General features: G+C 67.6%; 22 protein-coding genes and 1 pseudogene. 12 read left to right on the top strand and 11 right to left on the bottom strand.

Features of this window, described 5'->3' with window-relative positions; genetic code table 11:
* Nucleotides 1-98 precede the first annotated feature (98 nt).
* Together MJ605_RS03965 and purT are read right to left on the bottom strand one after the other, a co-directional pair.
* Nucleotides 99-1,619, bottom strand: coding sequence for an FMN-binding glutamate synthase family protein (locus MJ605_RS03965; RefSeq protein WP_243039742.1), 1,521 nt, complete (start codon nucleotides 1,617-1,619; stop codon nucleotides 99-101).
* Between the two features lie 75 nt (nucleotides 1,620-1,694).
* Complete coding sequence (gene purT, locus MJ605_RS03960) at nucleotides 1,695-2,876, bottom strand: formate-dependent phosphoribosylglycinamide formyltransferase (RefSeq protein ID WP_243039741.1); 1,182 nt, start codon at nucleotides 2,874-2,876, stop codon at nucleotides 1,695-1,697.
* A gap of 120 nt (nucleotides 2,877-2,996) precedes the next feature.
* Here purT and MJ605_RS03955 point away from each other — a divergent pair, with 120 nt between their 5' ends.
* From MJ605_RS03955 to MJ605_RS03935, 5 genes are all read left to right on the top strand, one after another.
* On the top strand, nucleotides 2,997-4,460 hold the full coding sequence (locus tag MJ605_RS03955; RefSeq protein ID WP_243039740.1) for a transglutaminase-like domain-containing protein: 1,464 nt from the start codon (nucleotides 2,997-2,999) through the stop codon (nucleotides 4,458-4,460).
* Nucleotides 4,461-4,534: 74 nt separating this feature from the next.
* A complete protein-coding gene (locus tag MJ605_RS03950) occupies nucleotides 4,535-5,404 on the top strand; it encodes an SPFH domain-containing protein (RefSeq protein ID WP_243039739.1) in 870 nt (289 codons plus the stop codon).
* Entirely contained in the window at nucleotides 5,394-5,582 is a 189-nt protein-coding gene (locus MJ605_RS03945) for a type II toxin-antitoxin system antitoxin (RefSeq protein WP_243039738.1), read from the top strand. Before MJ605_RS03950 ends, MJ605_RS03945 begins: the two co-directional genes overlap by 11 nt.
* A gap of 84 nt (nucleotides 5,583-5,666) precedes the next feature.
* Entirely contained in the window at nucleotides 5,667-5,864 is a 198-nt protein-coding gene (locus tag MJ605_RS03940; protein WP_243039737.1) for a hypothetical protein, read from the top strand.
* A 76-nt stretch (nucleotides 5,865-5,940) separates the two neighbouring features.
* The gene (locus MJ605_RS03935; RefSeq protein WP_243039736.1) at nucleotides 5,941-6,405 is read left to right on the top strand and encodes a DUF1203 domain-containing protein; all 465 of its coding nucleotides are present in this window, start codon (nucleotides 5,941-5,943) and stop codon (nucleotides 6,403-6,405) included.
* A gap of 6 nt (nucleotides 6,406-6,411) precedes the next feature.
* Here the strand turns inward: MJ605_RS03935 and MJ605_RS03930 are convergent, their stop codons facing one another.
* Entirely contained in the window at nucleotides 6,412-6,798 is a 387-nt protein-coding gene (locus MJ605_RS03930; RefSeq protein WP_243039735.1) for a DUF423 domain-containing protein, read from the bottom strand.
* 80 nt (nucleotides 6,799-6,878) lie between these two features.
* Here MJ605_RS03930 and MJ605_RS03925 point away from each other — a divergent pair, with 80 nt between their 5' ends.
* Nucleotides 6,879-7,496 carry an SCO family protein gene (locus MJ605_RS03925; RefSeq protein WP_243039734.1) on the top strand — a complete coding sequence of 206 codons (618 nt, stop codon included), beginning with the start codon at nucleotides 6,879-6,881 and terminating at the stop codon, nucleotides 7,494-7,496.
* Nucleotides 7,493-7,972 (top strand): copper chaperone PCu(A)C, encoded by a 480-nt coding sequence (locus MJ605_RS03920; RefSeq protein ID WP_243039733.1) that lies wholly within the window; start codon nucleotides 7,493-7,495, stop codon nucleotides 7,970-7,972. Before MJ605_RS03925 ends, MJ605_RS03920 begins: the two co-directional genes overlap by 4 nt.
* 31 nt (nucleotides 7,973-8,003) lie before the next feature.
* Here MJ605_RS03920 and MJ605_RS03915 read toward each other — a convergent pair whose 3' ends face one another.
* The 8 genes and pseudogenes from MJ605_RS03915 to MJ605_RS03880 all read right to left on the bottom strand — a co-directional run bounded on the left by MJ605_RS03915 (nucleotide 8,004) and on the right by MJ605_RS03880 (nucleotide 16,905).
* Nucleotides 8,004-8,873 carry a cytochrome c oxidase assembly protein gene (locus tag MJ605_RS03915; protein ID WP_243039732.1) on the bottom strand — a complete coding sequence of 290 codons (870 nt, stop codon included), beginning with the start codon at nucleotides 8,871-8,873 and terminating at the stop codon, nucleotides 8,004-8,006.
* 343 nt (nucleotides 8,874-9,216) lie between these two features.
* Nucleotides 9,217-9,375 (bottom strand): annotated as a pseudogene (locus MJ605_RS03910) (transposase); the annotation flags it as partial.
* 137 nt (nucleotides 9,376-9,512) lie between these two features.
* Nucleotides 9,513-11,408 carry a GldG family protein gene (locus tag MJ605_RS03905; protein WP_425600978.1) on the bottom strand — a complete coding sequence of 632 codons (1,896 nt, stop codon included), beginning with the start codon at nucleotides 11,406-11,408 and terminating at the stop codon, nucleotides 9,513-9,515.
* 2 nt (nucleotides 11,409-11,410) lie between these two features.
* A complete protein-coding gene (locus MJ605_RS03900; RefSeq protein WP_243039730.1) occupies nucleotides 11,411-12,145 on the bottom strand; it encodes an ABC transporter permease subunit in 735 nt (244 codons plus the stop codon).
* A complete protein-coding gene (locus tag MJ605_RS03895; RefSeq protein WP_243039729.1) occupies nucleotides 12,142-13,074 on the bottom strand; it encodes an ABC transporter ATP-binding protein in 933 nt (310 codons plus the stop codon). The genes MJ605_RS03900 and MJ605_RS03895 overlap by 4 nt, the downstream gene beginning before the upstream one ends.
* Before the next feature lie 168 nt (nucleotides 13,075-13,242).
* A complete protein-coding gene (locus MJ605_RS03890) occupies nucleotides 13,243-14,592 on the bottom strand; it encodes an SRPBCC family protein (protein ID WP_243039728.1) in 1,350 nt (449 codons plus the stop codon).
* 238 nt (nucleotides 14,593-14,830) lie between these two features.
* A complete protein-coding gene (locus MJ605_RS03885) occupies nucleotides 14,831-15,472 on the bottom strand; it encodes a response regulator (RefSeq protein ID WP_019464490.1) in 642 nt (213 codons plus the stop codon).
* 203 nt (nucleotides 15,473-15,675) lie between these two features.
* Nucleotides 15,676-16,905, bottom strand: a complete 1,230-nt coding sequence (locus tag MJ605_RS03880) for a sensor histidine kinase (RefSeq protein WP_243039727.1) — start codon at nucleotides 16,903-16,905, stop codon at nucleotides 15,676-15,678.
* A 212-nt stretch (nucleotides 16,906-17,117) separates the two neighbouring features.
* On the opposite strand from MJ605_RS03880, the gene MJ605_RS03875 reads away from it, so the two are divergent.
* The 5 genes from MJ605_RS03875 to MJ605_RS03855 are packed head-to-tail and all read left to right on the top strand — an operon-like array spanning nucleotide 17,118 to nucleotide 20,200.
* Nucleotides 17,118-17,738 carry a GNAT family N-acetyltransferase gene (locus MJ605_RS03875; protein ID WP_243039726.1) on the top strand — a complete coding sequence of 207 codons (621 nt, stop codon included), beginning with the start codon at nucleotides 17,118-17,120 and terminating at the stop codon, nucleotides 17,736-17,738.
* Nucleotides 17,735-18,499 carry a septum site-determining protein MinC gene (gene minC / locus MJ605_RS03870; protein ID WP_243039725.1) on the top strand — a complete coding sequence of 255 codons (765 nt, stop codon included), beginning with the start codon at nucleotides 17,735-17,737 and terminating at the stop codon, nucleotides 18,497-18,499. The genes MJ605_RS03875 and minC overlap by 4 nt, the downstream gene beginning before the upstream one ends.
* A 43-nt stretch (nucleotides 18,500-18,542) precedes the next feature.
* On the top strand, nucleotides 18,543-19,358 hold the full coding sequence (gene minD, locus MJ605_RS03865) for a septum site-determining protein MinD (protein ID WP_243039724.1): 816 nt from the start codon (nucleotides 18,543-18,545) through the stop codon (nucleotides 19,356-19,358).
* A gap of 5 nt (nucleotides 19,359-19,363) precedes the next feature.
* Complete coding sequence (gene minE / locus MJ605_RS03860; RefSeq protein ID WP_243039723.1) at nucleotides 19,364-19,633, top strand: cell division topological specificity factor MinE; 270 nt, start codon at nucleotides 19,364-19,366, stop codon at nucleotides 19,631-19,633.
* A gap of 60 nt (nucleotides 19,634-19,693) precedes the next feature.
* The gene (locus tag MJ605_RS03855; RefSeq protein ID WP_243039722.1) at nucleotides 19,694-20,200 is read left to right on the top strand and encodes a hypothetical protein; all 507 of its coding nucleotides are present in this window, start codon (nucleotides 19,694-19,696) and stop codon (nucleotides 20,198-20,200) included.
* Nucleotides 20,201-20,266 lie beyond the last annotated feature (66 nt).

Genomic DNA, 20,266 nt, shown 5'->3' with positions numbered 1-20,266 from the left:
ATGGAATCGTGCGGCCCGCGGAAGCGGGCTCGACCTTGGCAAAGATGCCGCCCCTCGTGTGATGAACGAATGACCAGGATCAACGAAACCACGTATCGTCAGGACGAGAGCGCGGCCTGCGGCATCACCGGATAGGGATGCAGCTTCACCAGCGGCACCGACAGGCCGTCATCGCCGACGATGCGGCAATGCGTGCGATCGAGCTGGCGTGGCTCGTCCACGCCGCAGCTGTGCGCGATGATGCCCACCTCGTGCATGACATTGGTGGCGTAGTTGGCCACCCGCTCGCTCTTGTCGGTGACCACCAGGCCGCGCTGCAGCTTGGGATTCTGCGTGGTGATGCCGGTGGGGCAGGTATTGCGGTTGCATTGCAGCGACTGGATGCAGCCCAGCGCCAGCATGAAGCCGCGCGCCGAGTTGACGAAGTCCGCGCCCATCGACAGCGCCCAGGCGACGTCGTAGGCGGTGATGCACTTGCCCGAGCAGATCACCTTGATGCGCTCGCGCAGCCCCTTCACGATCAGCATGTCCACCAGGGCCGGCAGGGATTCGTGCAGCGGCAGGCCCACGCCTTCCATCAGGGTCTGCGGCGCGGCGCCGGTGCCGCCTTCCGAACCGTCGACGATGATGAAGTCCGGCGCGCTCTCGATGCCGCGCTGGTGCACTTCATCGCACAGCTCGCCGATCCAGTCCACGCCGCCGAACACCGCCTTGAAACCGACCGGCTTGCCGGTGAGTTCGCGGATGTGGCCGATCGCGTCCATCAGTTCCCGCACGCTGCCGATGTCCAGGTGGCGATTGGGGCTTTGCGAGTCCTCGCCCACCGGAATGCCGCGGATCTCGGCGATCTCCGGCGTGACCTTGGCCGCGGGCAGCAGGCCGCCCATGCCCGGCTTGGCGCCCTGGCCGAGCTTGATGCTGACCATCTTCACCTGCTTGTGCGCGCAGATCGCCAGCAGCCGGTGGTCATCCAGCTTGCCGTCGGGCGTGCGCACGCCGTACTTGGCGGTGCCGATCTCGAAGATGATGTCGCAGCCGCCCTCCAGGTGATAAGGCGCCAGGCCGCCCTCGCCGGTGTCCATCCAGATGCCGGCCTTGGCCGCACCGTGGGACAGCGCGCGCACGGCCGGCGCGGACAGCGCGCCGAAACTCATCGCGGAGATGTTGAAGAACGCGGCATGCTGGTAAGGCTCGCGCGCATAGGGCCCCAGCGTCACCGGCCGGGGCTCCACGTGCTTCTCGCCCAGCGCCGGGAACGGCGCGTTGACGAAGAACGGCACGCCTTCGCCGCGCAGGTCGCGGGTGGAACCGAAGGCATTGGTGTTGTCCGCGTTCTTGGCCGCGCGATAGACCCAGGTGCGCTGGGCGCGGTTGAACGGCAGTTCCTCGCGGTCGCTGGAATACAGGTACTGCCGGAAGAATTCGCCCAGGTGCAGGAACCAGTAGCGGAAATGACCGACCACCGGGAAGTTGCGCAACACAGAGTTGCTGGTCTGGTTGCGGTCGACGAACCACACCACCAACACCACCACGACCAGCAAGGCCAGCAGCAGCAGGAACAAGGCGGCGAAGGTCTCGACGACCACCACCAGCCAATGCGCGAATTCCGTCGATGCCATCGTTCGTCTCCGTTGTCTTTTTTTCCCTCCGGTCAGGGCGAAGGGATCGTCTTGCGATGCGATTTATCCGAGGCGTTATAGCTCCACGCGCAAGGCCCTCGCCGCCGCGATGGCCTTGGCCTTGGCCGTCTCGATGCTCTCGTCGCGCGCCAGCGTCACCGCCATGCGCCGGCGCCCCTTCACCGCCGGTTTGCCGAAGATGCGCAGCTGCGTGTCGGGCTGCGCCAGCGCCGCCTCCACGTTGAAGTAGCGCGGCGCCGCGCCCTCGCCCTCCACCAGCACCGCGCACGATGCCGATGGCCCGAACTGGCGGATCGCGGGAATGGGCAGGCCCAGGATCGCGCGCGCGTGCAGGGCGAACTCGGAGAGATCCTGCGAGATCAGCGTGACCAGGCCGGTGTCGTGCGGGCGCGGGCTCACCTCGGAGAAGATCACGCTGTCGCCCTTGACGAAGAACTCCACGCCGAACACGCCCCAGCCGCCAAGCGCGCCCGTGATCGCCGCGGCCTGGCGCTGCGCCTCGGCGAGGGCCGCCTCGCTCATCGGCTGCGGCTGCCAGGACTCGCGATAGTCGCCGTCCTCCTGGCGATGGCCGATGGGCGCGCAGAAGCTCACCCCGTCCTTGTGGCGCACGGTCAACAGGGTGATCTCGTAGTCGAAATCGACGAAGCCCTCGACGATCACGCGTCCCTTGCCCGCGCGGCCGCCGGACTGGGCGTAGTCCCAGGCCGGCTGCAACTCGCTTTCCCGCCGCACCACGCTCTGCCCCTTGCCGGAGGAACTCATCACCGGCTTGACCACGAACGGCAGGCCGATGGCGGCCGCGGCCTCGCGGTATTCCGCCTCGGTGTCGCAGAAGCGGTAGCGCGAGGTCGGCAGCTTGAGCTCCTCGGCGGCCAGGCGGCGGATGCCTTCGCGGTCCATGGTGAGCCAGGCGGCCCGCGCGGTGGGGATCACGCGCAGGCCCTCCTTCTCCAGCGCGATCAGCGTGGGGGTGTGGATCGCCTCGATCTCCGGCACCACCAGGTCGGGCCGCTCCTGCTCGATCAGCGCGCGCAGGGCTGTCCCATCGAGCATGTCGATCACATGGCTGCGGTGCGCCACCTGCATGGCCGGCGCATGGGCGTAGCGATCCACCGCGATCACTTCCACAGCGTAGCGCTGCAGCTCGATCGCCACCTCCTTGCCCAGTTCGCCGGAGCCCAGCAGCAGCACGCGCAGGGCATGGTCGGAATAAGGCGTGCCAAACGGCTTCATCGGCGTCTCCACGGGACAAAGCGCCATTGTAAGCGGCGCGGCCGCCATGCCCCATCCCCTCTTGACGAAGGCCATCGACCAGCATTGACTGTCTCCATCGCCGTCCCCCGCGGAGCAACCATGCGCAAGCGGTTTGCCGTGCTGTGGCTGTCGCTGTGGCCTCTTGCCTGGGCCGGAACGACGTCGGCCGACACCACCTGGATGAGCGTGCTGCTGGGCGGGCGCAAGATCGGCCACCTGGAGATCCAGCACCAGCGCTCCGGCGGCGTGGTCACCACCACGCAGAACCTGGTGATCGAGCTCAACCGCAATGGCAACGGCGTCCCGCTGGGCGTGCTGACCCGCAGCGTCGAGGACGCATCCGGGCAGCCGCTGGCCTTCTACTCCCGCAGCACGCTGTCCCATACCGAGAGTTCGGTCGATGGCCGGCGCCAGCCGGATGGCAGCTTCATCGTCACCACCAGCGTCGGCGGCGCCACCCGGCGAACCGTGCTGGCCTGGCCGGCCGGCGCCGTGCTGAGCGAGGGCCAGCGCCTGATGCTGAGGCAGGCGGCCGCCCATCCGGGCCAGCGCTATACGATGAGCATGTTCGACCCGGCCAGCCAGACGGTGGCCCATGTGGACATGCAGGTACTCGGCAAGGAGCGGGTCGCGCTGCCGGACGGTCCCGAAGTGCTCGACCACCAGCGCCAGGTGCTGCACACGGCCCGCGGCGAGCAGGAGATGGACCTGTGGCTGGACGATGAGGGCGTGGCCCGCAAGGGCGCCCTGCGCATGCTGGGGCAGGAACTGGACATGCTGGCCTGCAGCCAGCCTTGCGCCGTGGCGCCGACGCAAGGCGTGGATATGTTCCGCGCGGCCATGGTCGAGGCGCCGCGCCTGCTGCCGGTCTACCTGCGCGGCGGCTTCCTGCGCTACCGCATCCGCATGGCCGATGGCGACGCGCCGCCGGCGATCGATACGGACGAGCAGCGGGTGACCCGCCTCGGCCGCGGCGACTGGCTGATCGACGTAGGCAACGCCCAGAGTGGCGGCGAGCCGCCGCCGAGCGCACAGGACACCCAGCCCAACGACTGGGTGCAGTCGGATGCACTGGAGATCCGCGATCTCGCCGCCAAGGTAGCCGGCAGCGCCCAGGGCGACCTGCAGAAAATGCGGCGCCTGCGCGGTTTCGTCAGCGGCTACATCGTCCAGCACGGGCTGGACGTGGGCTATGCCTCCGCGCTGGAGGTGCTGCACACCCGCCAGGGCGATTGCACCGAGTACGCCGTGCTGCTGGCCGCGATGGCCCGCGCGCAGGGCATTCCCACCCGGGTGGTCAGCGGCATGGTCTATGCCGACCGCTACGGCGGTACCTCGCGCGTATTCGTGCCGCACGCCTGGGTGCAGTCCTGGATCAACGGCCGCTGGCAGAGCTTCGACGCCGCCCTGCGCCGGTTCGACAGCGGCCACATCGCGCTGGACGCGGGCGACGGCGACCCATGGCATTTCTTCAATGCCGCCAACCTGTTCGGCCAGATGCGCATCGAGGAAATCACCCCCACCACGGAGCTGGCGGGCAACCTGCCGCCGCCCTCGTCCTGACCGCCCCGCCGGGGCTGGCTTGCATGGAGATATCATTTTGATATCTAATTCTTCCCACCTAGGGAGGAACCACCATGAACGAACGTCAGGGTTTTTCGGTTGCCGGCATCCCCACCGTCGTGGTCTGCCTGCTTCTGGCGCTGCTTGGACTCGCCTTGTTCACCGGCATGGCGGGCGGCAGGCTGAGCTGGGAGGTCCTGGCCGGCATCGGCATGGAGGTGCTCGTGGTCCTCATGCTGAAAGGCTTCTTCCAGGTCGCTCCCAACGAGGGCCAGGTGCTGCAGCTGTTCGGCAAGTACGCCGGCACCGTGCGCGCCGAGGGCCTGCGCTGGACCAACCCGTTCTGCAGCCGCCGCCGCGTCTCGCTGCGCGCGCGCAACTTCGAGAGCGGCAAGCTCAAGGTGAACGACAGCGACGGCAATCCCATCGAGATCGCGGCGGTAGTGGTGTGGCAGGTGGTCGATACCGCCGAGGCGGTGTTCTGCGTGGACGACTACGAGAACTTCGCGACCATCCAGAGCGAGTCGGCCCTGCGCCAGATGGCGCAGAACTATCCCTACGACGCGCACGAGGATGGCAAGCCGGCGCTGCGCAGCCACGGCGAGGTCATCAATGACCATCTGCGCGACGAGATCCAGGCCCGCCTGGACAAGGCCGGCGTGCGGGTGATCGAGGCGCGCATCAGCCACCTCGCCTATGCGCAGGAGATCGCCCAGGCCATGCTGCAGCGCCAGCAGGCCAGCGCCATCGTGGCCGCGCGCGAGCGCATCGTGGAAGGCGCGGTGGGCATGGTCGCCATGGCGCTGGACAAGCTGCGCCAGCAGGGCGTGGTGGAACTGGACGAGGAACGCAAGGCCGCCATGGTCAGCAATCTATTGGTGGTGCTGTGCGGCGACCGCGCCACCCAGCCGGTGGTGAATGCCGGCACGCTCTATGGCGGCTGACAAGAAGGCCTATCCCCTGCGTATCAGCGCCGTGGTGCTCGAAGCCATGCAGCGCTGGGCGGACGACGATCTGCGCAGCGTCAACGCGCAGATCGAGTTCGTGCTGCGCGAGGCCTTGCGCAAGAACGGACGGCTCAAGCTCAGGCCCTCCGAACCCGTCGAGGACGACGGCGATTGATCGACCGACGCCGCAGCTTCGACGCTGCATGCACGGTACGCGCGCTACGGTGGCACACCGACATCCACCTTGCGGAGAACCACCATGGCCGACGATTATCGCCCGCTGCCCGACGGCCCCGTGCTGTGCGAAGCCTGCTCCCGGGCCGGCCAGCCGGTCGAGATGGAACCGCAGGACTCGCTGCCGCAATCGGCGCGCGAATGGGCTGACGAAGAGGATGCCGAGCTGCAAAGCTACCGCTGTCCGGCCTGCGAGAGCGTCCAGGTGTTCCGCGTCGACTGATCCGCCGCGCAAGATCCGGATGGCGGCGACGGAACGCCGGCGCGACGCTGTGTTCCCCTTCCCAGGAGCACATGCCATGCACTTCCGCATCACCGGCCTTCCCGCCGAACCGTTCGCCGAACTGTTCACGCTGTCCGACGAAGCCCTGGCCGCGCGCCGCGCCGTGCGCATGGTGGCGGACCAGGCCCACGGCTATCCCTGCCGCATCAGCCTGACCGACGCGGAGCCGGGACAATCGCTGATCCTGCTCAACTACGAGCACCAGCCCGCCGATACGCCGTACCGCTCCAGTCATGCGATCTTCATCCGCGAAGACGAGCGGCAATACGACGAGATCGACGACGTGCCCGACCAATTGCGCCGCCGCCTGCTCTCGGTGCGCGGCTTCGACCGTCACGGCATGCTGCGCGATGCCGATGTGGCGCAGGGCACCGCGCTGGAACCGCTGGTCGAGCGGCTGTTCGGCGACGGGCACATCGCCTACCTGCACATCCACATGGCCCGCTACGGCTGCTATGCGGCGCGCGTGGACCGCGCCTGACGCCAGTCAGTGCGGGTCGCGCGCCAGCAGTGGCGCCAGCGCCAGGCCCAAGGCCAGCCATCCCACGATGAAGGACACCCCGCCCACCGGGGTGATGGCGCCGACCCAACGCGGCGCGCCCAGCGCGAGCGCGTACAGGGTGCCGCAGAAGACCACGATGCCCAGCGCGAAACAGGCGGACGCCACGCGGCGCGCGCGGCCCGGCGCGGCGGACACTGCCAGCACCAGGGCCAGCGCATGCCAGAAGTGGTAGCTCACCGCGGTATGCCACAACTCGGTGCCGCGTGCGTCGAGCACGTCGCGCAAGGCATGGGCGCCAAACGCGCCGAGCATGACCGCGCTGGCCCCGGCCAGGCCAACCAGGAGTCCAACAGTGGGGATGGATCGTCGCATGGGCGTATTCCCTCGAGAGGCCGTGTGCCGGCCGCCGGGCAGTGTCGTATGCTGGCGGGATGATTCCCATCCCCTTTCGCATGACATGTCGTCGCGCCGCCCGCCTGGCGCTGCTGCTGGCCCTTGGCCTTTGCGCACTGGCCCTCGCGGGTTGCCATCGCGGCGATGCGGTCGCCTGGCGCCTCACCGACGTCACCGGCCACATGCCCGACCTCGACTTCCGCCTGATCGACGACCACGGCAAGCCCGTCACCGGGCAGGACTATCGCGGCAAGGTGGTGCTGCTGTATTTCGGCTATACGCACTGCCCCGACGTATGCCCGCTCACCCTGGCCCAGTTGCACGTGGTGATGCAGCGCCTGGGCCCGCTGGCCGATGGCGCGCGCATCCTGTTCGTCAGCGTCGATCCGGCGCGCGACACGCCCGAGGTGATGCACGCCTACGTCAGCGCCTTCGATCCTCGCGCGGTAGGCCTCAGCGGCCAGCCGCGCGACATCGAGGCCCTGAGCAAGCGCTACCGCTCGGCCTTCACCCGCGAGCCGGACCAGGGCAACGGCCAGTACGAGGTCAGCCACAGCTCGGCCATCTATATCTTCGACCGCAACGGCAAGGCGCGGCTGCTGTCCACGCCGGACCGTTCGCAGGACGATCTCGTCCACGACCTGCACCTGCTGCTCGATCCCGGAGTATCCGCATGAGGTTCCGCATCGCACGCGCCCTGCCCTGGCTGCTGGGCGGCCTGTGCCTGGGCGCCGGCGTCCATGCCGGCGAGGCCGACCACATCCACGTCAGCCAGGCGTGGATCCGCCTTCTCCCCGGCGACCTGCCGGCCGGCGCGTACGCCACGCTGGAGAACGACGGCGACCAGCCGGCCAGCCTGAAAGGCGCGAGCAGCACCCGCTACGCCAGCGTCATGCTGCACCAGAGCAGCCACGAAGGCGGCGTGAACCGCATGGCCATGGTGGACAGCATGGCGATCCCCGCGCACGGCAGGGCCGCGCTCGCTCCCGGCGGCTATCACCTGATGCTGATGCAGGCGGCCGCACCGGTGAAGGCGGGTGATACGGTAAAGGTGATGCTGCACTTCGGCGATGGCAGCACGCTGGATGCGGACTTCCTCGCGCGGCCGGCGAATGCGACGGATGCCGGAACCGGCACGGAACACACGCACTGAATCTACCAGGGTGGCCGGCCGGCGGCGCGGCTCAATCCTGCACGGGTATCGCCGTCGCGGCGCGACGCGCGGGCCACGGCTTGCGGCGGATGCGCCCGCTACGCGACAGGCGCAGCCATTGCCGCATCGCCAGCAACCCGCCGATCGATTCAATGATCGCCGCCGGCACCCACATGATCACACCACCCACCAGCTGCGCGGTGATCACGTTGAAGGTAAAGGCGCGCCCGCAGATCTCGAAGATCGGGTAGAGATCGGTCTTGGAAAACGTGACGATGGCGCCGGCGAGGATCTGCGGCGTCATGGTGAGGCCCGGCGACAGCACGCGCAGGCCCGGCGTCATGCGGCCCGGCGGACGCGGGCGGTGATCGAGCACCAGCCACCAGTAGCTGAAGCCGCTGGCCAGCATCGACCAGTTCATGAAGCGGTAGATGCGCCAGTCCAGCATGGCCAGCGTCTGCATCGCCGGAATCAGCCAGAGGAGGATGAAGGCGACGAACAGGATAGTCACCACGGTGGGATTGAGCAGCACCGCACTCGCCGCGCGCCATGGCCAGGAACGCGACAACGGCTTCAACAGGCGCAGGCGCCAGGCCAGCGGCAGACCCTTGCGCAGCACCGTGCCCGGGTACGAGGCAACGATCAGCAGCGGTGCCAGGTGATGCAGCACGATCTGCTGGATGCGATGCATGAAGAATTCATGCTCGAAGAAAAAATCCAGATAGGTGTGCAGCGACACGTAGATCATCGCCATGCCGATCCAGAACGCCAGGCGACGCCCCAGGCTCACCGGCAGGCGACGGCTGCCGCGCAGGTAGAGCGCGCCGCAGGCCACGAAGGCCAGCAGGAACACCCAGGAGAACTCCCAGGGCACGATCCACTTGAGCACGCTTGCCATCATCGATCAGGTCCGGGCCGGGTCAGCGGCGACGAGGCCATGATAGCCCGGCCGTGCATGCGGCTTCGCTTGCGCCGCAGCATCGGGACCTTGCATCCGGCATGCCCCGTGGCCTTCCCCGCGACGCAGGAAATCACGCCTGTAGGAGCGCACCCTGTGCGCGACCGCCTTTTGCCTCATGGCTCGTCATCCCGGCGCACCCCGGGGGGCAAGGGCCGGGATCCAGTAACGGTACCGCTCGGTTGTCGTGTTATCGCCAGGTTGCCGCCTACGACCGAAGGAAGTCCCCGTGGGACGCGGCGGGCGTTTCGACGCCCTGCCGGCGACGCGAAGCTAGGACCTGTCATCAATTAAGCCAAGCGATGGCCGCAGCGAGGTAGATGGCACCGAGAAAGTTGCGAGCGGTCTTGTCATAGCGCGTGGCAATCGCTCGATACGGCTTGAGCCGTACAAAGAAGTTTTCGATCAGGTGGCGCGCCTTGTAAAAATCACGATCCCAGCGGCGAGTGCGCGGCATACAAGCTTTGTAGGCTCCGCAAGCCGAATCAGTTTTCCTTCCGCCACACACCGCGGCTACCCCGCGGAGCGGCGGTGGACCGAGGACTTAGAGCCTGTTCACGATCTTAGAGTCAGCGGAGCGGCTCAGGCGCGGCGCCGGTTGCGGCGCGAGCGCCGCCAGCCGTACAGCAGGCCGGCCACCGTCACCAGCAGCGGCACCAGCGCGATATTGATGAATTTCAGGCGCAGCCCCAAGGCGTCGATCTCCGCATTGAACTGGTGCTGCACCTCGCGCAGTTCCCGGTTGATCGCCAGCTGGCGCTGCAGGAACTGCTCGATCTCCGCGCGCTGCTCGGCATTCAGGGTATCGCCGTGCGCACCCTTGGCCTGCTGCAACTCGCTCAATCGCGTGCGGGTGACGCCCAATTCGCGCTGCAGCTCCTGCATCTTGGCGAGGTAGCGCTGGTCGGCGGCGCTGCGCAGGGCCAGCACGCGCGCGAACGGCCGCTGCGAGCTCACCCGGCCGTGGATGGACAGCAGCGCCGAGGAGCCGCTGAGGTTGTCGGCGACGTTGGTGATGAAGTCGCCGTTGTTGGCGATCGCGCTGAGCTGCGGCTGCCCCAGCAGGCTCTGCGTGTAGGACACCCACAGGCGATCGCTGAGCAGGTCGGTATCGGCGATCAGGATCACCTCCGCCGTCTCCCCGGACGAGGCCAGGTGTCCAGGCTGCTTCGCGCGTTCCGGGAAGGCGCTGGTGAACTGGCCGCGCAGCCGCGCCGCGATGACGTAGCGGTTGTTGTCCGGCCGGTAGCCGTCGAGCAGCGCGGCGGGATTGCTGATGGATTCGCGCACGCGCTGGCTGGACACCACCTCAGCATCGACGGTGCTCTGCATCAGCGGCACCAGCCGCGAGGCGGTGCCGGGCGCCAGGTCGAAGTAGCCCACGCTGGACGTATTGACGCGCTGCAGGCTCGCCGTGATCACGTCATCGTGGTTCAGCTCCTGCTGCCCCAGCCCGAGCATGGCCGGGTGCCCCATCGCGCTGCTGTCGGCCAGTTCGATGCGCAGCGCGCGCGAGCGGTCCAGCACCACCTTCTGCGGGTCGTACTGCACGCCCCAGGATTCGAACAGGCGCGACAGGTTGGAATTGTGATCGTCGATGTTGCCGCTGCTGTCCACGAACGGCGTGTTGTCCATCTCCGCCACCGGATCGACGAACACCACTAGGTGGCCGCCCCGCAGCACGTACTGGTCGATCGCGTACAGCGCATCGGCCGGCAGGTGCTTGGGATGGACCAGCAGCAGCGCCTTGATGTCGCCATCGACCTGCTTGAGCGTGGAAGGATCGAGGGTCTTGACGTCGAACTGCTGGCCGAGCTGGCGCATCACCGTCCACGGCTGCTCGCCGATCACCGGGTTGCCTTCCACCGGCAGGCTGCTGATGAGCCCGATATGCGGCTTGGACGGCTGGTCCAGCTCGTAGAGCAGCTTGGCGATGTCGTATTCGAGGAAGGTCTCGCGCGAGGGATCGAACAAGGGAATCGCCAGCGTCTTGACCGGCAGGCGCTCGTCGCCATCGCCGTCGGCATCCGCGTTGGCCGGCAGTGTGCGCCCCACCAGGCCGAAGAACACGCGCTCGCCGTTGGTGCCGCCGGCGACCGGCGTGAGCCCATAGCCCTCGGCGCTGGCCTCGTCGTCGGAATACGGCACCGGATCGACGATCTGCAGGCGTAGGCGGCCGCGCGCGCGCGCCACCATCTCCTGCAGCATCTCGCTCACGCGCTGCTCGTAGGTACGCATCTGCGGCAGGTCGCGCGCGGCATGGCTGGAGAAATACAGGGTCAGGCGCAGCGGCGCGTGCAGGCTGTCCACGATATGCACGGTGCCCGGCGTCAGCGTGTAGAGCTTGTCCGCGGTGAGGTCCACCCGGGCCACGCGCAGCCAGCGGCTGCTGCCGAGCACGAGGGCCACAAAGACCAGGGCGAGCAGCACCAGCAGGGCGAACAAGGCGGCGCGGCGGCCGGAACGAAGGCGCGGCATGGTCATGGCGTGCGCTTCAGGTCGAGCACCAGCATGCCGGCAACGAGCCACGCGGCCATGCTGAGCAGGAAGTACAGCAGGTCGCGCAGATCCAGCACGCCGCGCGAGATGGCCTCGAAGTGCCGCAGCATGCTCAGGTGCGCCAGGCCATTGACCAGCTTGCGCGGCAAGGCGCCCTGGAAGAATTCCATCACCTGCGGCTGACCCACCAGTATCAGCAGGAAACACACCACCAGGGTCAGCACGAAGGCCACCACCTGGCTTTGCGTCACCGCCGAGAGGCAGGCACCGATCGCCAGGAAGGCGCCGGCCATCAGCCAGCTGCCGAGGTAGCCGGCGAGGATCACGCCGTTGTCCGGCGAGCCCAGGTAGTTCACGGTGATCCAGATCGGGAAGGTCAGCAGCAGGGCCAGCCCGATGAACAGCCAGGCCGCCAGGAACTTGCCGAGCATCGCCTGCGCCAGCGTCAGCGGCAGGCTCAGCAGCAGTTCCAGCGTGCCGCCCTTGGCCTCTTCCGCCCACAGGCGCATCGACACGGCCGGCACCAGCACCAGGTACAGCCAGGGATGCATCGCGAAGAACGGCTGCAGGTCTGCCTGGCCGCGCTCGTAGAAATCGCCAGCATAGAAGGTGAGGATGCCCGCCAGCACCAGGAAGATCACCAGGAACACGTACGCCACGGGCGTGACGAAATAGCTGCGCAGCTCGCGCCGCATCACCGCCATGACCGGGCTCATGCGCGTCCCTCCGTGCCGGTGGTGATGTGGCGGAACACCTCGTCGAGGCGTCCCCGCTCCAGCTGGATTTCCGATATCTCCAGGCCCTGCTGGCGCAGCAGCGACTCCACCGGCTCCAGGATGCGCTCGCCGGGACGCGGGAACACGGTGATGCGCCCGTCCAGCGGATCCACCTCGATCGAGGCCACCTGCGGCAGCCGCCCCAGCATCTCCTGCGATACGCCGCTGCCCTGCGCGCTGAACGACACTGCGCCGTGGTAGCGCGAGCGGGCTTCCAGTTCGGCCGGCGTCGCATCCGCCAGCAGCCGGCCATTGGCGATGATTACCACGCGATTGCACAGCGCGTGCACTTCTTCCAGTAGATGGGTGGAGATGAGGATGGTGCGGTCGCGCGCCATCGCGTCGATCAGCTGGCGCACGGTGTGCTTCTGGTTGGGATCGAGGCCGTCCGTGGGCTCATCCAGCATCAGCACCTGCGGGTTGTGCACGATCGCCTGCGCCAGGCCCACGCGGCGGCGTAGTCCCTTGGACAGCGTGTCGATGCACTGGTCCAGCACGCCCTCCAGCTGCAGGCCGCCGACCACGCGCTCGAAGCGGCGGTAGCCCTCGTCGCGCTGCAGGCCGCGCATGCGGATGATGAAGGTGAGGAACTCGCGCACGGTCAGCTCGCCGTAGCTGGGCGCGCCCTCGGGCAGGTAGCCGAGCAGGCGCTTGGCCTTCAGCGGTTCCTTGCGCACGTCGTGGCCGCACACGCGCGCCGTGCCCGAGCTGGGCGCGAGGAAGCCGGCGATCATGCGCATCACAGTGGTCTTGCCGGCACCGTTGGGGCCGAGCAGGCCCAGCACTTGTCCGGGTTCGGCGCGGAAGCTCAGCGCGTCCACCGCCGTCAGTGCGCCGTAGCGCCGGGTCAGCTGTTCGGTTTCGATCATGTCCGGTCGGAGCAGGAAGCGGGCGTCGGCCAGCGGCACGATGCCGGCCGACCGAAGCGAATCGACTCGCAATGTAACCGAAAAGTTCGCCCATGCCGGGCCTTGCGCGCCCGGAAATGAAAAGGCCCTCCGCGGGGAAGGGCCTTTTCGAGACTTGCCTGGGAAGGATTACTTGCCTGCGCTGGCGGCGCTGGCCGGCGCGGCGGCGGAACCCGAGGAGGCCGGCGCCTGGTCGCTGTTGTCGTCCAGCGACGGCGGCTTGATGCCCGCTTCCTGTTCCGGGGTCTGGTCCGGCGCCCAGCTCAGCGGCAGGTACACGTCGTACTCGGCGTATTGCTTCACGTCGTCGCCCTGCTTCACTTCCGGCTTGGCCTCGATGTCGTAGAAGCGGTTCACCACTTCGTCGAACTTGTAGCCGTGGGTCTGCGAGTAGGCCTTGAGCAGGTCGCGGGTCTGCGGCACGCCGGCGGCGGTACCGTTCCACACGGCCTTGAGGGCCGGGCCGCCGAAGGCCAGGAAGGCGCGTACGTCGTTGTCCACGATCAGGCGGCCGAAGCGGTCGTGGCCGCCCGGGGTGTTGTCGCCGGACGCGGCGGCATTGGCGCTGGTGCTCGCCTCGGCGGGAGCGGTGGACAGGTCGGGCGACTTGGCCGCGGCCAGCTCGACGGTCTGGCCACCGACGTTCAGGCTGGTCGCGCTGATCGGCATCGCCACGTCGAAGGTGTAGGTCTGGTCGCCGTAGTTGGTGGTGTAGATGATGCGCGGACCGGTGGTGGTCACGCCCAGCTTCTTGGCGGCGGCCTGGATCTGGCCGATGGCCTTGTCGGTGGCGTCGTTGAGCGCCTCGAGACCGCCCTTGCGCTCGATCGAGGTGGACACCAGCAGCACCGGGGTCGGCTGGGTCTGCTCGATGTACGGGATCAGCTTGGTGTAGTCGACGTTCTGGACCGAGGCCAGCACGTTCTGCAGGTTGTTCACGGTGAACTGGATGAAGGCATCCGGATCGCCGTGGATGTAGAGATTGGAATAGCGATTGATCAGGTTGAAGCCGTAGTCGACGTCATACGACCAGGTGACCTTGGTCAGCTGGCCGCGGCTGCCCTGGCGCTCCAGGTCGAGCGTGAAGTGCTTGTCGTTGCCGCGCCAGTCGTTGTCCAGGTTCCACACGATGGTGGCCTTCTTGGCCTGCGCGTCGACCTTGTCGAAGGTCGGGTCGGCCGAAGCGATGGTCAGCTTGCCGTTGCCGACCTTGTCGTCGGTGCTGGACCAGCTCAGTTCGGCGCCCGGGCCATAGGCCTTGCCGCCGAAATCGAACTTGACGTTACGGTCGTACTCGCGCTGCACGGTGTATTCCGGGAAGCGGCGGAAGTTGTTCAGCACGTCATAGACCTGACGCATGTCCTTGCCGACGACCAACGACCTTTCCACGTGGCCGCTGCCGGGCATGACCACGCCCACCACCACCGCCACGACGGCGACGATGACCAGGGCAACAATAAATTCAAGAACACGCATCATTCCGGGGTTCTCCGCACGTCTCTCTGTATACGGCACACAAGGGCAGTCGCCGGAGACCGGCCCGCCACGGGAGATGCCCGAAGGATCGCGTCATGACAGGGGGTCGGCCAGCGCCGAAGCCACCGATACTACTTGCTCGCGCGCAGGAACGCCATCCGGCCGTGGATTGGCCTTCCAGACGCCTGCGAATGGCGCCGGGCAAGGCCCGGCAACGGAACTCCCGCCGATCGGCGGTAGCTCATACGATGCCCAGCTCCAGCGCCTTGAGCACGGCCCGGGTGCGATCGCGCACGCCCAGCTTGGAGAGGATGTTGGAAACGTGGTTCTTCACCGTTCCCTCCGCCACTTTCAGGGAGTTGGCGATCTCCTTGTTGCTGTAGCCTCCCGACAGCAGGCGCAGGATCTCGGTCTCGCGCTCAGTCAGCGGGTCGGGCTGCTCCAGGCTGGTGAACTGGTTCTGCATGCGGCCCACCCCAGCCAGCAGGCGCTGGGTGACCATCGGCGCCACCAGCGAGCCGCCCGCCGCCACGGTGCGCACGGCCTCCACCAGTTGCTCCAGCGAGACGTCCTTAAGCAGGTAGCCGCGTGCGCCGGCCTTCAGGCCCTGCAACACCAGCTGGTCGTCGTCGAAAGTGGTCAGGATGATGGTGGGCGGCAACTCGTTGCGCGCGGACAGCGCCTGCAGTACTTCCAGGCCGCTCATGTTGGGCATGCGCAGGTCCAGCAGGACCACGTCGGGCTTGACCCTCGGGATGTCCTGCACAGCCTGGGCGCCATCGGCGCACTCGGCGACCACGCGGATGTCCTCCGCCAGGTCCAGCAGCGAACGGACTCCCTGGCGCACCAGGTTCTGGTCATCGACAAGACAGACGGAAATCATCGCGGATCCTCGAAACGGTGCCGGCCTGCGTGCGATGCCCGCGGCCAGCGGGGAAAAGAGCCTATGCCATGTCGACACATGATTGTCGGGCAAGCAGCGCCCGGCACGGCCCCTGTGCAGGCATGGCATAGGCTCTGACGATGCGGCTATCCAAGCGGCGCATTTTGGCATGACATGGTGACAAGGCGTGAATTCCTGCGGCCCTAAACCATGCCCAGGGCGGGCGGCTCGAACCGTGACGGGGTATGCGCCAGTTCGGGCGCCTCGCCCAGCGGCAGCCGCACGGTGAGCGCGAACCCCTGGGCCAGCGCCTGGTCCACCGTCACGCTGCCCTCGAACTCGTTCAGGCGCTCGCGCATGCCCGACAGGCCGTTGCCCGGCCTGAAGTTGGCCGCGCCGCGGCCGTCATCGCGCGCGGACAATTCCAGCAGGTTGGCGTTGACGTAGTCGAAGCGCAGCCACAGGTTGCGCGCGCCGGCATGCCGCGCGGTATTGGTGATGATCTCCTGCGCGCAGCGCAGCAGCACCTGGGCGCGGCGCGGGTCCTCCACGCTGAAGCGCGGCGGCGTCTCCACGTTCACGCGCAGGCCCGGCACGCCCTCGATCAGGCTGCGCAGGGCCTGGGTCAGGTCGATGGCGTCGTCCTGGCGCAGCTCGCTGACCACCTCGCGCACGTCCGACAGCAGGTGCTTGGCGGTCACCTGCGCCTTCTGCACGTGCTCGGCCGCCTGCGGGTTGACCAGGTGGCTGGCCACTTCCAGGTTAAGGCTGAGCGCGGTGAGATGATGCCCCACCAGGTCGTGCAGGTCGCGCGCGATGCGCATGCGCTCGGCGATGCGGGTGGATTCGGCCAGCAGCGCGCGGGTGGCGCGCAGCTCGGAATTGAGGCGGCGCTGGGCCTCGCGTTCCTCGGCTTGCAGGCTGGCGATCATCGAGGTGAAGAACACCAGCGCGGAGATGCCCAGGTACATGCACACCTGCAGGATCGCCGTCACCGTGGTCCAGCCCTTGTAGCTGGCGATGATGGGGATCAGCAGAAGGTTCTGCACCAGCATCCACACCAGCCCCGCCCCTACCGGCAGCTGCCACGGCAGCACCACCGCGATCACCAGCATCAGCATCGCCGACAGGCCGCTCTGGCTGAACCAGCCCATGGCGATGGCCGAGCCGGTCAGCATCACCAGGCCGACGAAGCGCGCCGGCGTGGGCAGCCCGCTCTGGCGGGTCACGCTGGAACGGCGGGTCAGCAGCAGGTAGGTGAGCCCGAACATCAGATAGGAAACGATCCAGCCGCTGATGTCGGGATTGCTCCACCACGAATTGACCTGCGCCAGGCTCCAGCTGCCGGGCAGCAGCGGCAGGGCGACGCACAGATAAGTGGTCAGGCCAGCATATCTCAGCAGCCGGATGTGATTGATGTTGGACCAGGCCATGGGCGCATCATCGGCCGCCGGCGGGCATGGTGCAATGCGCGAGAAGTCATTGCCCTCCCCCTGCCGGAAGCCATGGCTGCGGGCGCTTTACAAAGGTTTTACATGGTGCGGCGTGCTGTGTGCGCCCCCCGCACGCATGCCATAATGCCTCCCTGTCACGCGGGGCCGAACCAACGGTCTTGTCCTCGAACCATACCAATGCGGAGCACCGAATGGCCCTTGCCATCCGCGACGTGCGAGAGCACGACCTGGATGCCGTACTGGCGCTCAACAACGCCGCCGGCCGCACCATCCTCGCCCTGGACGCGGCCCAGCTGCGCTACTTCTACGACCATGCGGACTATTTCCGGGTGGCCGAGATCGACGGACACCTGGCCGGCTTCCTGATCGCCCTGCGCGAAGGCAGCGACTACGACAGCCCCAACTACCTCTGGTTTTCCGGGCACTATCCGCAGTTCGCCTACATCGACCGCATCGTCATCGCCAACGCCTACCGTCGCCACGGCCTGGGTCGCATCTTCTATTGCGACGTCACCAGCTATGCGGAGGTGCGCGTGCCCCTGCTGACCTGCGAGGTGTTCCTGGAGCCGCGCGACGACGTGGTGGTGCTGTTCCACGGCACCTACGGCTTCCAGGAAGTGGGCCAGCAGCGCATGGGCGCCGACGGCCCGCAAGTCAGCCTGCTGGCCAAGGACCTGCCCAGCTACGCCTACGTGCGCGAAACCTACCTGGACCATGGCAGCCTGCCCGACGAGCCCTGGCTGGCCGAGCGCCCCCGTCCGTCCCTTTCCGATGCCACCCAGCGCCGCCTCGCCGGAGAGCGGCGCCCATGAATGCACGAATGGATACCCAAGACGCCTGCGACCTGCGCTTCGGCCAGGTCGGCATTGCCAACGTGCGCGTGCGCCGCGCCGACGCCGCCGCGCTGTGCGAGGAGCTGGAACGCCGCGTGCGCGCCGCGCCGCAGCTGTTTTCCCGCGCCGCCGTGGTGCTGGACCTGAGCCACCTGCTGGACCTGCCGGACGACGGCACCATCGACGCCCTGCTCGAAGCCGTGCGCAGCGCCGGCATGCTGCCGGTGGGACTGGCCTACGGCACCAGCGAAGTCGAAGCGCTGTCGCGGCGCATGGGCCTGCCGCTGATCGCCAAGTTCCGCGCCGCCTACGAGCCGGCCGACGGCGGCAGCATCGCGCCGCCCACGCCCGCTGCCCAGGCCGAGGCGCCCCGCGATGCCGAACCGGCGCGCGATGAACCTGCCGCCGCCTCGCTGGGCGCGCAGCATGTCGATGGCACGGTGCGCTCGGGCCAGCAGGTCTATGCGCGCGACCGCGACCTAGTCATCACCGGCGCGGTGGCCAACGGCGCCGAGGTGATCGCCGACGGCAGCATCCACGTCTATGGCAGCCTGCGCGGCCGCGCCATGGCCGGCGCACAGGGCGATGAGAAGGCGCGCATCTATATTTCCGACTTTCGCGCGGAACTGGTGGCGATCGCCGGCCACTACCGCGTCTTTGAACAAATTCCCAAAGACCTGGAAGGCCAGTCTGTGCAATGCTGGCTCGAAGGGGAGAAACTGTTGATCGCCAAGCTGTGATCGACGGCCATTACTACAACAAAGCATGATGCGGAGATGAGCCTTGACTGCTGAGATTATCGTTGTCACTTCGGGCAAGGGTGGCGTAGGCAAGACCACCACCAGTGCCTCGCTTGCCACGGGCCTGGCCATGGCCGGCAAGAAAGTCGCGGTGATCGATTTCGACGTCGGCCTGCGCAACCTCGACCTCATCATGGGCTGCGAGCGTCGCGTGGTGTACGACTTCGTCAACGTCGTGCACGGCGAGGCCACGCTCAAGCAGGCCCTTATCAAGGACAAGCGCTACGACAACCTCTACGTGCTGGCCGCCAGCCAGACGCGCGACAAGGACGCCCTCACCCAGGAAGGCGTGGAGAAGGTGCTCGAGGACCTGGGCAAGGAAGGCTTCGACTACGTGGTGTGCGATTCGCCCGCCGGCATCGAGAAGGGCGCGCACCTGGCGATGTATTTCGCCGACCACGCGGTGGTGGTGGTGAACCCCGAGGTCTCTTCCGTGCGCGATTCCGACCGCATCCTCGGCCTGCTCGCCAGCAAGACGCGCCGCGCCGAGCGCGGCGACGGCGCGATCAAGCAGCACCTGCTGCTGACCCGCTACAACCCAGCGCGCGTGGCCATCGGCGAAATGCTCAGCGTCAAGGACGTGGAGGAAATCCTCGGCATCAACGTGGTCGGCGTGATTCCGGAATCGGAGAACGTGCTGGCCGCCTCCAACGCGGGCGTGCCGGTGATCCTCGACGACAATTCCCATGCCGGGCAGGCCTATAGCGACACCGTGGCCCGCATCCTGGGTGAAGAACGTGCCCTGCGCTTCCTCGACGCGCCCAAGAAGGGCTTCTTCCAGCGCGTATTCGGAGGTTGATCGCGATGGGTATTCTTGATTTCCTGAAGCGCAAGCCGGAGCCCACCGCTGCCGTCGCCAAGGAGCGTCTTCGCATCATCGTGGCCCAGGAGCGCTCCACCCGCGGCGCGCCCGACTATCTGCCGCTGCTGCGCAACGAACTGCTCGAAGTGATCAAGAAATACGTCCACGTCGACCTCGAGGCCATCAACATCAACGTCGAGCGCGACAGCGGGCACGAGGTGCTCGAGCTTTCGGTGGCGCTACCCGATCCGGCCGAAGCCAAATCGGGCTGACCTGGCCCACGGCGCGTCCCGCGCGGCGCGCCGCGACGCCTGGCCGGAACCGCCACCACCATGCCATCAGCGCCCACCCTCACCGAAGCCGACGTGACGCGGCTGGACCAGGTCGGCTTCGCGGCCGCGGCGGGGCTGTTGGCGCGCTACGGCCTGCAACTGGTGCACGTGGCGCCCGGCGAGGCCATTCCGGGCAGCTTCTGGGGCGACGAGGAAGCCGGCATCATCGGCACCACCGTCTATGCGCGCGGCGACACGCCGGTGCACTCGCTGCTGCACGAGGCCGGCCACCTGATCGTGCTGCCGCCCGAACGGCGCGCCTTCGTGCACACGGACGCCACCGACTCCATCGACGAGGAGGACGCCACCTGCTACCTGCAGATCGTGCTGGCCGACGAACTGCCCGGCGTGGGGCGCGACCGCCTGATGGCGGACATGGATGCCTGGGGCTATTCGTACCGGCTCGGCTCGACCCGAGCCTGGTTCGAGCAGGACGCCGAGAACGCGCGGTGCTGGCTGGTGGAGCATGGCCTGCTCGACCGCGAAGGCCGGCCTGTGTTCGGCTGAAATCGCCCGCCCTTCGACTCTCCCCAGTAGGAGCGCACCCAGTGCGCGACTGGGCAGACCCTTCCA

This window comes from Dyella sedimenti (assembly GCF_022760995.1).
GTDB classification, from domain to species: domain Bacteria; phylum Pseudomonadota; class Gammaproteobacteria; order Xanthomonadales; family Rhodanobacteraceae; genus Dyella; species Dyella sedimenti.
Note: the sequence above shows the minus strand (reverse complement) of the source record. Positions and strands in the feature narration are given on the sequence as shown.

Excerpts from the sequence above, each read along its gene's own strand:
- MJ605_RS03885 (WP_019464490.1), bottom strand. The coding sequence starts at position 15,472 with ATGATTTCCGTCTGTCTTGTCGATGACCAGAACCTGGTGCGCCAGGGA.
- MJ605_RS03965 (WP_243039742.1), bottom strand. The coding sequence starts at position 1,619 with ATGGCATCGACGGAATTCGCGCATTGGCTGGTGGTGGTCGTCGAGACC.
- MJ605_RS03875 (WP_243039726.1), top strand. The coding sequence starts at position 17,118 with ATGGCCCTTGCCATCCGCGACGTGCGAGAGCACGACCTGGATGCCGTA.
- MJ605_RS03900 (WP_243039730.1), bottom strand. The coding sequence starts at position 12,145 with ATGAGCCCGGTCATGGCGGTGATGCGGCGCGAGCTGCGCAGCTATTTC.
- MJ605_RS03890 (WP_243039728.1), bottom strand. The coding sequence starts at position 14,592 with ATGATGCGTGTTCTTGAATTTATTGTTGCCCTGGTCATCGTCGCCGTC.
- MJ605_RS03880 (WP_243039727.1), bottom strand. The coding sequence starts at position 16,905 with ATGGCCTGGTCCAACATCAATCACATCCGGCTGCTGAGATATGCTGGC.
- MJ605_RS03895 (WP_243039729.1), bottom strand. The coding sequence starts at position 13,074 with ATGATCGAAACCGAACAGCTGACCCGGCGCTACGGCGCACTGACGGCG.
- MJ605_RS03915 (WP_243039732.1), bottom strand. The coding sequence starts at position 8,873 with ATGATGGCAAGCGTGCTCAAGTGGATCGTGCCCTGGGAGTTCTCCTGG.
- minE (WP_243039723.1), top strand. The coding sequence starts at position 19,364 with ATGGGTATTCTTGATTTCCTGAAGCGCAAGCCGGAGCCCACCGCTGCC.
- minC (WP_243039725.1), top strand. The coding sequence starts at position 17,735 with ATGAATGCACGAATGGATACCCAAGACGCCTGCGACCTGCGCTTCGGC.
- MJ605_RS03925 (WP_243039734.1), top strand. The coding sequence starts at position 6,879 with ATGACATGTCGTCGCGCCGCCCGCCTGGCGCTGCTGCTGGCCCTTGGC.
- MJ605_RS03930 (WP_243039735.1), bottom strand. The coding sequence starts at position 6,798 with ATGCGACGATCCATCCCCACTGTTGGACTCCTGGTTGGCCTGGCCGGG.
- MJ605_RS03955 (WP_243039740.1), top strand. The coding sequence starts at position 2,997 with ATGCGCAAGCGGTTTGCCGTGCTGTGGCTGTCGCTGTGGCCTCTTGCC.
- MJ605_RS03905 (WP_425600978.1), bottom strand. The coding sequence starts at position 11,408 with ATGCCGCGCCTTCGTTCCGGCCGCCGCGCCGCCTTGTTCGCCCTGCTG.
- MJ605_RS03935 (WP_243039736.1), top strand. The coding sequence starts at position 5,941 with ATGCACTTCCGCATCACCGGCCTTCCCGCCGAACCGTTCGCCGAACTG.
- MJ605_RS03950 (WP_243039739.1), top strand. The coding sequence starts at position 4,535 with ATGAACGAACGTCAGGGTTTTTCGGTTGCCGGCATCCCCACCGTCGTG.
- MJ605_RS03920 (WP_243039733.1), top strand. The coding sequence starts at position 7,493 with ATGAGGTTCCGCATCGCACGCGCCCTGCCCTGGCTGCTGGGCGGCCTG.
- MJ605_RS03940 (WP_243039737.1), top strand. The coding sequence starts at position 5,667 with ATGGCCGACGATTATCGCCCGCTGCCCGACGGCCCCGTGCTGTGCGAA.
- MJ605_RS03855 (WP_243039722.1), top strand. The coding sequence starts at position 19,694 with ATGCCATCAGCGCCCACCCTCACCGAAGCCGACGTGACGCGGCTGGAC.
- MJ605_RS03945 (WP_243039738.1), top strand. The coding sequence starts at position 5,394 with ATGGCGGCTGACAAGAAGGCCTATCCCCTGCGTATCAGCGCCGTGGTG.
- purT (WP_243039741.1), bottom strand. The coding sequence starts at position 2,876 with ATGAAGCCGTTTGGCACGCCTTATTCCGACCATGCCCTGCGCGTGCTG.